The 12,729-nt window shown below is 57.4% G+C and carries 11 protein-coding genes; 6 read left to right on the forward strand and 5 right to left on the reverse strand.

What is annotated here, in order from left to right:
- Positions 1-22: 22 nt before the first annotated feature.
- Positions 23-3,325: a YhdP family protein gene (locus tag DL239_RS11440; RefSeq protein WP_240931846.1), complete on the reverse strand. Its 3,303-nt coding sequence runs from the start codon at positions 3,323-3,325 to the stop codon at positions 23-25.
- Between the two features lie 167 nt (positions 3,326-3,492).
- On the opposite strand from DL239_RS11440, the gene DL239_RS11445 reads away from it, so the two are divergent.
- From DL239_RS11445 to DL239_RS11460, 4 genes are all read left to right on the forward strand, one after another.
- Positions 3,493-3,957: a peroxiredoxin gene (locus tag DL239_RS11445; protein ID WP_167684236.1), complete on the forward strand. Its 465-nt coding sequence runs from the start codon at positions 3,493-3,495 to the stop codon at positions 3,955-3,957.
- Between the two features lie 262 nt (positions 3,958-4,219).
- Positions 4,220-5,062: a ferritin-like domain-containing protein gene (locus tag DL239_RS11450; RefSeq protein WP_167684237.1), complete on the forward strand. Its 843-nt coding sequence runs from the start codon at positions 4,220-4,222 to the stop codon at positions 5,060-5,062.
- Positions 5,063-5,263: 201 nt separating this feature from the next.
- On the forward strand, positions 5,264-6,583 hold the full coding sequence (locus DL239_RS11455; protein WP_167684238.1) for a DUF5930 domain-containing protein: 1,320 nt from the start codon (positions 5,264-5,266) through the stop codon (positions 6,581-6,583).
- Positions 6,573-7,124 (forward strand): bactofilin family protein, encoded by a 552-nt coding sequence (locus tag DL239_RS11460; RefSeq protein ID WP_167684239.1) that lies wholly within the window; start codon positions 6,573-6,575, stop codon positions 7,122-7,124. The genes DL239_RS11455 and DL239_RS11460 overlap by 11 nt, the downstream gene beginning before the upstream one ends.
- Positions 7,125-7,193: 69 nt before the next feature.
- Here DL239_RS11460 and DL239_RS11465 read toward each other — a convergent pair whose 3' ends face one another.
- On the reverse strand, positions 7,194-8,030 hold the full coding sequence (locus DL239_RS11465) for a helix-turn-helix transcriptional regulator (RefSeq protein WP_167684240.1): 837 nt from the start codon (positions 8,028-8,030) through the stop codon (positions 7,194-7,196).
- 134 nt (positions 8,031-8,164) lie between these two features.
- Here DL239_RS11465 and DL239_RS11470 point away from each other — a divergent pair, with 134 nt between their 5' ends.
- Positions 8,165-9,082 (forward strand): DMT family transporter, encoded by a 918-nt coding sequence (locus DL239_RS11470; protein WP_167684241.1) that lies wholly within the window; start codon positions 8,165-8,167, stop codon positions 9,080-9,082.
- 36 nt (positions 9,083-9,118) lie between these two features.
- On the opposite strand, the gene DL239_RS11475 is transcribed toward DL239_RS11470, so the two are convergent.
- The 3 genes from DL239_RS11475 to DL239_RS11485 all read right to left on the reverse strand — a co-directional run bounded on the left by DL239_RS11475 (position 9,119) and on the right by DL239_RS11485 (position 11,270).
- On the reverse strand, positions 9,119-10,090 hold the full coding sequence (locus DL239_RS11475; RefSeq protein WP_167684242.1) for a DUF3179 domain-containing protein: 972 nt from the start codon (positions 10,088-10,090) through the stop codon (positions 9,119-9,121).
- A 132-nt stretch (positions 10,091-10,222) separates the two neighbouring features.
- A complete protein-coding gene (locus tag DL239_RS11480) occupies positions 10,223-10,771 on the reverse strand; it encodes a peptidylprolyl isomerase (protein WP_167684243.1) in 549 nt (182 codons plus the stop codon).
- Positions 10,764-11,270 (reverse strand): peptidylprolyl isomerase, encoded by a 507-nt coding sequence (locus DL239_RS11485; protein ID WP_167684244.1) that lies wholly within the window; start codon positions 11,268-11,270, stop codon positions 10,764-10,766. Before DL239_RS11485 ends, DL239_RS11480 begins: the two co-directional genes overlap by 8 nt.
- Positions 11,271-11,403: 133 nt before the next feature.
- Here DL239_RS11485 and DL239_RS11490 point away from each other — a divergent pair, with 133 nt between their 5' ends.
- Complete coding sequence (locus DL239_RS11490) at positions 11,404-12,594, forward strand: phosphoglycerate kinase (RefSeq protein WP_167684245.1); 1,191 nt, start codon at positions 11,404-11,406, stop codon at positions 12,592-12,594.
- Positions 12,595-12,729: the final 135 nt, after the last annotated feature.

Raw genomic sequence — 12,729 nt, forward strand, 5'->3', positions numbered from 1 at the left:
ATGCCCAGATTGCCAACACGTCCTAACGTCCTTGACTGTTACGCTGGGCTGGCGTCAATCCGTCGGCCGGCACCTCCGGCTCAGGGACGACCTGCCCGGGTATGATTGGCGCCTGCCCTCGGAAAACATCACGCAGAATTCCAGGAGCCAACCCTGACAAAGGGTTCACTTTAACCTGAGGATCATCCGCTGTGCCACGCAGGGTAAAGGCAAAGCCAATCAACCCTTCACCCTTGCGGGAAAAAACCCGCCCAATAGCATTCAACAAATAGATCGGCGACAATACTCCACGCATGTTCATAACGCCAGTCAACAAGTCATAATTGCCATCCATAGACAGCCCAATTGAGGCCCCCACGGCACTACTCTCGTGCACCACCAGATGCGAAGCCCCAAGACGGAACCGTGCATCTACCTCTGTGAACAAAATCCCCTGCCCAGACAGTTCGTCAAATAACCCAACAAGGCTAAGTGAGTTGATCAGCGCCGCAATGGCAGGCGCATCTTTGACGCGGATGTTCTTCACCTTAAGACGACCATCAAACTCACCCGTCTTATTGGCAGGAACCAGCGTCATGTCAAAATCCCCTCCTCGACCATGGTGAACAACCCCCGCAGATCGGAATACCCCCCCGGCATCCGCCGAACGAAGACGCATGGCGACGCCACCGTTCTGAGGAACCACCTGCCCTTCGACCACCGTTTGCCCATTCAGGGAACCGCGGAAATTACCGTTGAACCCACCCAAGGTTGAGAAATCACCGCGAAACCCGTGCAAGGCAAAGCTATCCGTCACTTGCAACCGGTCTAGTTTTAAGGTGATCGGTCCACTACTTGCGCTGCCAGCTGCACCGCTAGAGCTGGAAAACGGCATATTCCGCATGTCAAGCACCCCGTTTGACATATTGACCGCCAAACCAGCCTCTCCGCGCCCCACCAGTTCTGCTGATCCGCGCAGCCAGTTGCCGACTTTCACTGCACTAAACTTGGCGCTTTCCAGCCCACCGCCGACCAAGGTACTAATTGTTCCAATCGCAGAAAGTCCCGGCGCAGTCAGCGACAGTTCGTCCACCTGCGCGGTTTCTCCCAACTGCGCAGTTAGTTTTAGCTCGCCGGTTGCCTCAGCCCCCATCGACCAGCCCAACGAAGGAATTCTCAGACCTGCACCCGCCAGGTCCGATTGCAAGGACAATACCGGCGGTTGCTCTGGTGCAAGATCAACAATGAACGCACCTTCGGAACGCCCACTTATGGATCCCGGCGGAAGCCCCAGGTTAAACGCATCGACCGTGGCCTGTGACAACTCGACAGTACCCTCGACCTGGCTGTCTTTAGGAACCCCCTTGCCAAGCGCCATGCGCCAAGCGGCTTTGACCGGCACACCCGACAACTGCCCATCGCCTTGAATTTCGACACCACTATGGGTGCCTCTCAGGTTCAACCGCTGTGCTGACAACTCATGCCCTGGCACTAAGATAGAGCTGCTCACCTCATCAATATGACCACGGTAATGATAGGATATTTCCTCGGTCGGCACCTTTTCTTTCAATGGCAGCGACAAGGTACCGGCAACGCGTACCAACCCCTTAGCCAGATCGACGGGAAAGTTACTGTTCTTCAGCACCGATAGCGGCGGCCGGTTCAACAGTGACAGCACAGCCGTTACCGGCCCCGATGCAACCACGCGGGCAATCCCCGGCCCACCCCGTTTGACCGAAGTATCCGGGATAATGAACGATGTCCCGGCAACATCGATTTGCCCACCTTGATCTGCCGTCACCGTGCCGCCTGTCGCCGTTACCACCAAACGCTTGCCATAGATGCTCAGCTGCCCCGAGGCATCGCGCAACGGCGGCATATTCTTTTGAAACTGAACAACGCCATCCTCGAACCCAAGGTCAAGATACACGAACGGCTTTTTGCCATCCCGCCCCCGCAGGGCAAGGTTGACGTCCCGTGCGGTGCCATTCCACAGGTTCTCGCGCACCCATTTACGCGGTTTCGGCGGTGCCGCTTCTGGCCACAGCAGCTTAACCCGTTCTACATCCACCTGATCCACCTTACCGGTCAGATCATAATCCCACCCCGCGAACCCGGCGCGCACTTCACCGCTAAGTAGAATATTACTCTCACCGTCTTGAACCAGCATTTCCCCTAACCGCAGTCTAAACGGGTTCAATTCCAACTTAAGGTCCACGTTTAAACCTGTCAGCTCCAACGGTTCGCTGTACATATCCTTGGGGTTCAGGCTTAGGTCGGAAAACTGTAATTGGCCGACCAAATCGGTCAGCGTGCCAGTTTCGACCCCATTCAGATGGGCCTGCCCCACCATGGTTCCTGCTCCCCAACCACTGTTGACTGTCAATTCGTCAAAGCTAAGGATCTGCGTTTCCGGCGTGTAGGAAATGTAAAGGCTGGCCCCCTGAAATGGGATCGGCAGGGTTTGGTCAGTCGGCTGCAAAACACCAGTTCCGATCGACAAGCTAGAGGAGAACGGTAAAATGACCCCGTCGCTCCCAACACCACCCCGTAATGACCCCGAAATTGGGGCCCGAAGCACCTGCAACCACTCCAGCGCAGGGCTTTGTACAGCAATATCCTCGCTGGCAACTTCACTGACAAGTATCCCGAACTCAGCCGCAGGATCGCCAATCACCGAACGGTAGTTAGCCTCGACTGAGCTGGCGTAGTCCCGTCCGCTCAAAACAGAGAACCCACCAGAAATATCAAGATTCTGCCCCTCACGATCCAACCGCATGTGGCCCCCATCCAGGGTCCAGGCCCGACCATGTCTTGCATCTTCATAGCGCAACGTCAGCGCCTCGGTCTCAATCTCGACTAACGCGGTCAGGGCCGGTCTCTGCAGCAGGCTGTCAAACTCTTCGATCAATTGCGGCACCCCTGCCGCCTGCCGCAATGGTGCATCACCACTTGTTAGGCTCAAAGCAACATCGCCACTCGCGTCCCGCCGCAAGGTGGCAAACAAACCGCTAATGCTGATCCGCTTAGGCTGTACCCGGCCCAACAAAAGCGGCCTCATCGCTAACGAGGCCTGCGCATCCGACAGCTGCGCCATCACCGTGCCGTCAGCCTTGCTCAGCACAACATCCCGCAGCCCAACCCTGGGTCGCCAGCCATGATTGACCACCATGTAGATCTGACCAAATTCAATCTGCATCCCGGCCAGGTTCCGCTCAATCCTGGCTTCAACCCGCAGGCGCAACCATTCTGGCGCTTCGAACTGACGGCCCATACCAAAGTAAATCGCCCCAACCAGAACGGCACAGACCCCGGCAAACACCAAACCAAACAAACGCAAGATCAACCGACGTCGCCGTCCTCGCCCCTTGCCACTCTTGGCAATGGGTGAACTAACAGGTTCTGGGTCTGGCCCCGGTATTTTCACGGCACGCGTAATCTTTGCTTTTCCTTCGCTTGACACCACCCATTTGTGGCTGCCAGATCCCATAGAATTCTATGGAGACGTTTCTTATGCTCAACCCTTCTGACCCGGCCCCAGACTTTACACTGCCCCTTGCACAAGACGGCGGTGACATTTCCCTGTCAGACCTGCGGGGCAAGGCCATCGTATTGTTTTTCTATCCCCGCGATAATACGCCGGGCTGCACCAAGGAATCCATCGGATTTTCCAATCAGTTGCAGGCTTTCGCTGATGCAGGTGCGCTCGTCTACGGAATCTCGCGTGACAGCCTTAAAAAACACGACAATTTCATCGCCAAGCATGAGCTGACCACACCTCTTCTTTCTGACGCAGGCGGCACCACCTGCGAAGACTACGGAACCTGGAAAGAAAAGACGCTATACGGCAAGAAACACTGGGGCATCGAACGTTCGACTTTCTTAATTGATGCCGAAGGTCGCATTGCCAAAATTTGGCGCAAGGTCAAGGTCGACGGCCACGTCGAGGAAGTCCTCGCAGCCACTCAGGCGCTTTGATCGTTCCCTACTGCGCCGTGCGCCAGCACGGCGCCACGCCCAAGTCCGCCAAGGGTCAGCCCCGCTGATCCTGCGGCCGCGGGAGCTCCCGCCCGTCGCGAGGCTTTTTCAAAAAGCCTGCTCCCGTTGGGCCGGGCGCCGCGCTAACGCGCGGCGCGCCAGCCGCTAGAATTGAGATCGAGCTTCAAACCACGCGGTGCCTAGATCTGGACTATTACCTACATTCAGGGCAAGCGGTCCCTTCAATGAACGGACATCTGACATGACCCAGCCCAATCTTTCTCTTGCAGAACGTGCAACTCAGGTTCTGAACACTGCCAACGGCGCTGAAAAAGCCGCCCTGTCCCGCCGCCATGCCGCAGACTGGATGGCCTCCCGTTCCGGAACCCACGCCGCAATCGAAATCGGCACCGCCACGCCGCCAATGCACCCGGCCCGCCCCGAACACCCCGAATTGCTCTCTCCACGTGATGTCCCAAAGCGTAAGCCAGGCACCCCCGAGGGCCGCATTGCCCTGCTTCACGCCGTCGCCCATATTGAGCTCAACGCTGTGGATCTCCACTGGGATATCATTGCGCGTTTCTCTCATGTACCTATGCCAATGGGGTTCTTTGACGATTGGGTCAAAGCAGCCGACGAAGAGTCCAAACACTTCAACCTGATCTGCGATTGCCTAGATTCATTGGGCAGCCACTACGGGGCGCTACCCGCCCACAGCGGAATGTGGCGCGCAGCCGAGGACACCGCCCAAGATCTGATGGGACGATTGGCTGTCGTCCCCATGGTGCTAGAGGCGCGCGGGTTGGACGTGACCCCCGGCATGATCGAGGTCTTCCGCCGGGCCAAGTTGCCGCAAATTGTTGATGCTATGAACATCATCTATGCCGAGGAAGTCAGCCACGTTACCTATGGCAGCAAGTGGTTCCATTTTTTATGTGGCCGGGAAAACGTCGACCCAAAAGAGGTCTTTCACGAATTGGTCCGACGCTATTTCCACAGCACACTGCGACCGCCATTTAACGAAGAAAAACGCGCAGATGCCGGGATACCGCCTGATTTTTACTGGCCCCTAACAGAAGACCCGATTGACCCTACGCCGAGGTAACCAGTCGACTAGTTGTCTCTGAGGATGCCAGTTCGAATGATCGGCGGGTTGTCGCCCATGCCCTCCGGTTTCCCCCACCTTACCGTCGCAAATGGTCAATAGGCTTGCCCAATCCCTTGCGGCTGGCTATTCCTTACGTCCGAGGGACCGATACCACTAGGCAGCGGCCCCTTTAGAATGGGATGGGACAAGGATCAGCGCGTGCGCACACGTCTGGCTATTAAAATTCACAGCTTTCTGGAGCGGTGCTTTCCCGAGCGCCGCGTTTTCCTGAAATCCGACACCGATACACGCTTTATTCGGCTGCGACCTGAAACGCAGTTGATTGCCGTCGCAGGCACCTGCGTCATCGTCGCCTGGGGCATCGTCGCCACCGCCATTGTCCTGATGGACAGTATCGGATCAGGCAACTTTCGCGAACAGGCCAAGCGCGATCAGGAAACTTACCGGGAACGGTTGAACGCCCTATCCATTGAACGTGATTCCCGCGCGGTTGAGGCTCTGGCCGCTCAGGACCGCTTCAATGCAGCCCTGACTCAAATTTCGGTGATGCAATCTGAAATTCTGGCGTCTGAAACCCGCCGCCACGAGCTGGAAACCGGCATCGAAGTGATCCAGAACACTCTGCGAGAAACCATGAAGGACCGCGAGGCTGCACGCGAACAACTGAGCCACCTGCATGCGGGGGCCCAGGAACAAGCACCCGAGTCATCATCACCTGTCCAAATGGATTTTGTGGCCACGGTTCTGGCTGAAACTGCGTTAGAACGCGATCAGATCCTGACTGACGCCCAGGCCGCATTGGATGCCCGCGACGCGCTCGAGCTGGAAATCCGACTGATGGACGACCGCAACGACCAGATTTTCCGCCAGTTGGAAGAAGCCATGGCAATCTCGGTCGAACCGCTCGACAAAATGTTCCGCTCTGCCGGAATGCCCACAGATCGTATCCTTGAACAGGTGCGACGCGGATACAGCGGCCAAGGCGGTCCGCTTGACCCTTTTTCCCTGTCCACCCGCGGTGAAGAACCAACCGCGGATGAAGCTCGCGCCAATCTGTTGCTTAATCAGATGGACCAGCTGAACCTATATCGCATTGCCGCCCAACAGGCGCCGTTTGCCACCCCGGTTAATCTTGGTGTGGTGCGGCAAACCTCTGGGTACGGCTATCGCCGCGACCCGAAAACCGGCGGCCGCCGCCTGCACAAAGGGTCGGACTTTGCTGGCCGCACCGGCACCGATATCTTTGCAACCGCTGATGGAGTAGTCTCCCACGCGGGCTGGCAATCCGGCTACGGCAAGCTGGTCACAATCAAACATGCCTTTGGCATTGAAACTCGATACGCCCATAACTCTAACATCCGCGTTCGCGTAGGCCAAAGGGTCTCGCGCGGGGATCATATCAGTGATATGGGTAACACCGGACGGTCCACCGGGACCCACCTCCACTACGAGGTAAGGGTCAATGGTAACCCAGTTAACCCGATGATCTATATCAAGGCTGCACGCAATGTTTTCTAAAAGCAAAATCAACGAACCCGGCGCTAATAGCCCCGAAACAACTCCAACACCTGCGGTTCCGGCTTCGGCTAGTGCCCCTGCTGCTCCCGCAAAAAGCGACTTCCGGGCCAGCGCACCCAAGGCCAAACCACCGGCATCTGTTCTGTCCTCGGACCTTCATGTTACAGGTAACATGAAAACAACCGGTGACATTCAGGTTGAAGGCACTGTTGAGGGCGACATCCGCGCTCACCTGCTGACCATTGGCGAATCTGCGACCATCAAGGGTGAAGTCACCGCTGATGACGTCGTAATCAACGGCCGCATCGTAGGTCGCGTTCGTGGCCTGAAGGTCCGCCTGACAGCCTCTGCACGCGTCGAAGGCGACATCATCCACAAGACCATCGCTATTGAAAGCGGCGCCCATTTTGAAGGCTCTGTTCAGCGTCAGGACGATCCATTGAACCCTGGCCGCACTGCCCCAGCGCCCAAGGCCGCTGCCACACCGGCACCAGCGCCGTCTGCGGCAACCGCCGCTGCCGTTGCAAAAGCCAAAGGCTAATCAACTTTCGGATCAGTCTATCTGATCCTCTCAATCATAAACGCCGCCGGATCAATCCGGCGGCGTTTTTTAATTTGAAGCAATCTCACGACGATACTGCCCGGGCGTTAACCCCATCTGAGCCTTGAAACTTCGGGACAGGTGGCTTTGGCTGGCAAAGCCACATTCGGCTGCCACCTGTGCCGCAGGCATGATGGGCAACAGGACCTTGGCCCGCATGACCCGCCACAGCATAACCCAGCGATGCGGTGGCATTCCACGTGACTGGCGGAACATGCGGTGAAAATGAAACTCGGATAACCCTGCAAGCGATGCCAAGTCCTTCAACCGAATTTCATCCGCCAAATGCGTGTCGATCCATTCATCCACATTCCGCAAAACACGGGCCGACAAACCTCCGGACAACCCGGCGTTCGTCTCTGGCAGACCAGCTACCAGCTCTGCATAGCCAGCATCCGCTGCCAGCACATCCTCGGTCAGCGCTGCACCTGCCAAAACCTGCAAGGCCCGTCCCATGCGTTCAGATGTGGCGAATGTCCGCTCGCTCATATCCAGCAACCGGGCATCTCGGTCATGGGTCTGTGCATACGCCCCTCGCAATGCATCATCCGGCACATACAGATGCACAAACTGAAACGGCGCGGTGATCTGCCACTCCGACGAATGACCTTCGGGTAAAACACACAGCGCACCGGGCCAACCAGAGCGCACTTTGCCATCCACACGCCGCGACCCCTGCCCGCCCTTCAAATAGAAACTAAAGGCATGCCCCTTGGTCATGTCATAGCGCACTTCGTCCCGGCTGTTTTGCCAGATCGCAATCTGTCGCCCACCACCCAAGTCCAGGCCAGCAACACGCTGAGCATTGGCGGAGGCGGACAAAAAATCATCTACGCGCTGTTTCATGATCGATCCCTCTTGCCACCTACCTAGGCGCGGCACCACGCGATGTCACCACAGCCGCTAAACTTTACCGCAAGATCGTGCAAGAACACCCGCCCCATTTCGGTCTATCCCAGCCCGCGAAAGGGGCCACTATCATGCTCAACGTTACACTTTTCATTGCCACTGTCCTGATCTGGGGCACCACCTGGATCGCCATCGCCTGGCAAGTCGGGCCAGTCGACGTTGTCGTTTCGGTCTTCTACCGCTTTGCCCTCGCCGCAGTTGTCTTTCTGGCTGGTCTGGCCCTTCTGGGTCGTCTTACATTCCCCCGCCAGTGGCGGTTTGTCGTACTGCAAGCGCTGTGTCTGTTCAGCTTCAACTTCCTATTCTTTTACAAGGCCACCATGCTGATGCCCTCGGGCCTTGTGTCGGTCATCTTCTCGCTGGCAACCCTGTTCAACGCCGTCAACGCCAGACTGTTCTTTGGCGACCGGGTAAAGCCACGTGCGGTACTCGCCGCCGCGATTGGTGTCACAGGGCTGGTTCTGTTGTTCTGGAACGATCTTGCGGTCGACATCGACCCGCAGGTCTTGCAGGGCATCGGCTGGGCAACTGCTGGTACAATGCTGTTTTCGCTTGGCAATATGGTGTCCCGCAAGAACAGCGCCGAAGGTGTGACGCCAGTAACCGCCAACGCCTGGGGCATGGGCATCGGAGCTCTGGTTCTATTGGCGATCATCCAGTTCACTGGCACTCCGATCACCCTGCCAACCAGCACGACGTACCTTGGCGCATTGATCTATCTGGCGGTGATTGGCTCTGTCGTCGGATTTACCGCATATCTTATGCTGGTCGCGCGCATCGGATCTGATCGTGCCGCCTATGCAACCGTCCTGTTCCCAGTTGTCGCATTGCTGATGTCGACCCTGTTCGAAGGCTATGAGTGGCACCTGACCGCGGTTATTGGCATCACCCTGACCATGCTTGGCAACCTCGTCATGTTTGCAAAATGGCCAGTCGCCAAGCGCAACAAGGAACCAGATCTAGGCATGGGAACACCGGCCAAGTCTTGATCCACGATTGTCACGGCTGAGACGGCCACAAGCGTCTCAGCCACCGCCCAACATCCAACGTCCATCCGGCCAAAACGCGTGATAGGCAAAGGCAAACATCACGTCATGCGCCAGATCACGCCCCTGCCCGTCGCGCACCCGGATTGATCCAACATCACGCCCCGCGCCAATCTTGCTGGTATCCAGTGCCGAGGCCTGCCCAGCTTGCCAGCTAATCACCACGCCGCCCTCACGGACCTCACCCAGTTTCGCCAGCCTTTGCAACGGCCAGGCCCGATCGCCGACCCGCACCACCCGCGCCAGCGGCGAAATGCCATGCGGTGGCATTTCTCCATTGTACAGAAATGGGCGTGCTGAACTGTCGTACCCCCGATACGGATTGCGCCCATAGGCACGATTATACGCAGGTTCCGCCATCACCAGCCCATCCGGATTACGCTCGCTAAACTCCTGCCAACTCTCCATCCAACTGGGCAATGATTTCAGCTTGACGCCCGTTAGCTCACCTACAATGCCCTGCCCCAGCGCCTGCTGCCACCAGCTCTCGGTCTCGCGATCATACATCACCATATCCGAGTTGCGCAGCTTACCTGACACCCCAAACGTCAACACCCCGGCTGACGTGCGCCGATCAAAGGTGATGCCTGAATTGCACAGCGGGCAAAATGTCACCGCCACCGGAACCCCGCCAATGTTGTCGTTGACGATCTCATGCCAGGTCAAATACCGCAGCGGATAGGCACGCGGCAGCTGTCCAGCAACCTCCAGCGTGATCACCGGCTCTCGCGCAGCAATGCGGGTTTCTTTATTTGCCCGAATAAACTGGGGATCACTCAGCGCTGGTATCCCATCCTTGGGCGGCCCACCCGACAGGATCTCCCCCCAATCCTCAACACTGGTTTTGGAAAAATCGGTTTGCGACCACTCGCGCTGCCACTGCCTTGGCTCTGCACTCGCCAGTCCAGCCAATCCCAACAGCACTACAAGTATTAAGGACCTGATCCGCATCCCGCACCCCCAATCATAGGACTAGAATGCGCTGTTTCGGGATCACATACACCCAAAATAAGTGTGAGCAGCCGACCAAACGCCGACTGCTCACACTTTAGCTGCAGTTCTTCCCCCAGGAAGACCTACCTTTTACTCGGTTACTGTTACCGTTTTCATAACGTCCGGCGCACCAATGACAGCGCCATTGCCGCCCTGACCCAGTTTGATGGCATTCACCACATCCATGCCTTCGGTGACTTTACCCACAACGGTGTACTGTCCGTTCAGGAAGTGCCCAGCATCAAACATGATAAAGAACTGCGAGTTGGCACTGTTGGGGTTCTGGCTACGCGCCATTCCCACAACGCCAGCATCAAACGGCACATCCGAAAACTCGGCGTCGATATTGCCCAGATCAGATCCACCGGTTCCAGCCCGGTTCATGTTCATGCCTTCCAGACCATACTGCACGTCGCCGGTCTGCGCCATAAAGCCTTCAATCACGCGGTGGAACACCACCCCGTCATATTTGCCTTCAGCCGCCAGCGCGGTGATCTGCGCCACATGCTTAGGCGCGACATCCTCAAACAGGTCAATAGCAACCGTACCGTTGGCGCCTTCACCCGCAATGGTGATCTCGATGCCTGACGCCAGCGCAGGGCTAGCCATCAAGGCAAAGGCTGCTGCTAACTTAAGCATCTGCTGCCACCTTGACCGAAATCATACGATCCGGCTCCGCAGGTGGCTCGCCACGGGTAATGGCGTCAACATGGTCCATACCTTCGATGACCCGACCGTAAACAGTGTACTGGCCATTCAGAAAGTGGTTGTCGCTAAAGTTGATGAAGAACTGCGAGTTGGCACTGTCAGGGCTGGCTGAACGAGCGGCGCCAATAGTGCCACGGTCGTGCGGCAGCTTGGAAAACTCGGCCGGTACGTTTGGCAGGTCTGACCCACCAGTGCCTGCGCTGCGCAGATTGAAACCGTCTTCCATGTCACCATTGGCCACATCGCCAGTTTGCGCCATGAAACCATCGATCACACGGTGAAAGCAGACATTGTCATACTCACCACCACGCGCCAGTTCCTTCATGCGCTCACAATGCTGCGGGGCAACATCCGGCAGCAGCTCGATGACGACATTGCCGCCCGACAGCTCGATGATGACGGTGTTTTCTGGATCTTTGATCTCGGCCATTTGGCTCTCCTGACTTAACTGATTGCGCTGATAATTAGTCCCCCCGCCCCCAATTGCCAAGAGAGCATTGACCTTACAGCCAAAAGCCCCGAAACAAACTTCCAACGGACATAGGTTTTCCAAGGAGACGGACATGGGCTGGAACACGCTGGACGATATGGAACTGGCAGGCAAAAAGGTATTGCTGCGCGTTGATATTAACGTGCCAATGGAAAACGGACAGGTCACCGACGACACCCGCATCCGCCGCGTTGTGCCCACTGTCGCCGACATTCTGGCCCAGGGCGGCACCCCAATCCTGTTGGCGCATTTTGGCCGACCCAAGGGCAAAGTGGTCCCCGAAATGTCTCTACGCCCCCTGCAAAGCGCACTGGAAACCGCCTTCAGCGCCCCTGTATCCTTCTGCGCCGACTGCCGCGGCCCCGCCGCCGAAGCCGCCGTTGCAGCCCTGCAGCCCGGTCAAGTCCTCTTGCTGGAAAACACCCGCTTCCACCCCGGCGAAGAAAAGAACGACGCCGCCTTGGCCGCTGAAATGGCCCAACTGGGCGACATCTACTGCAACGACGCCTTCTCCGCCGCCCACCGCGCCCATGCCTCAACCGAGGCCCTGGCTCAATTGTTGCCCGCCTGCGCTGGCCGCCTGATGCAGGCCGAGCTTTCCGCCCTCGAAGGCGCCCTGGGTCAACCCAAACGCCCAGTAACGGCTGTTGTCGGCGGCGCCAAGGTGTCATCAAAACTGGAACTGCTCGGCAACCTAGTCGAAAAAGTTGATCACTTGGTGATTGGCGGCGGCATGGCAAATACATTCTTGGCCGCGCAGGGCATCGACGTCGGCAAATCGCTTTGCGAACACGACATGACCGAAACCGCACTGCAGATCATGGCCAAAGCCAACACCACCGGTTGCCAGATCCTACTGCCCAGCGACGTTGTGGTGGCGCGTGAATTCAAGGCCGGTGCCGATAATGAAACCGTCGCCGCTAATGCCTGCCCGGCAGATGCGATGATCCTGGACGCAGGCCCCGCCACCGTCGCAGCGGTATCCGAAGTCCTGGCGACCTCCAAAACCCTAATCTGGAACGGCCCCATGGGCGCCTTTGAAATCGCCCCCTTCGACGCCGCAACAAACGCTGCCGCCCAAAAGGCCGCCGAGCTGACCAAGGCAGGCAGCCTGACTTCAGTTGCTGGCGGCGGTGATACAGTTTCTGCGCTCAATCAGGCCAATGCAGCCGCTGACTTCACCTACATTTCAACCGCCGGCGGAGCCTTCCTAGAGTGGATGGAAGGAAAAACCCTACCAGGTGTTGCGGCGTTAACTCGTTAACAAGCGCCACGACACCAAGCCAAATCAACCAGTGCAATCAGTGGCTAGTCGCGTCCCAAACAAGCCTTTGGGACGCGTGTATTTGGCGCTAAACCGGTACTACAAGTCATCACAACAACATTTCTTCTACCTCGC

Source organism: Parasedimentitalea denitrificans (assembly GCF_011813015.1).
Lineage (GTDB): Bacteria > Pseudomonadota > Alphaproteobacteria > Rhodobacterales > Rhodobacteraceae > Parasedimentitalea > Parasedimentitalea denitrificans.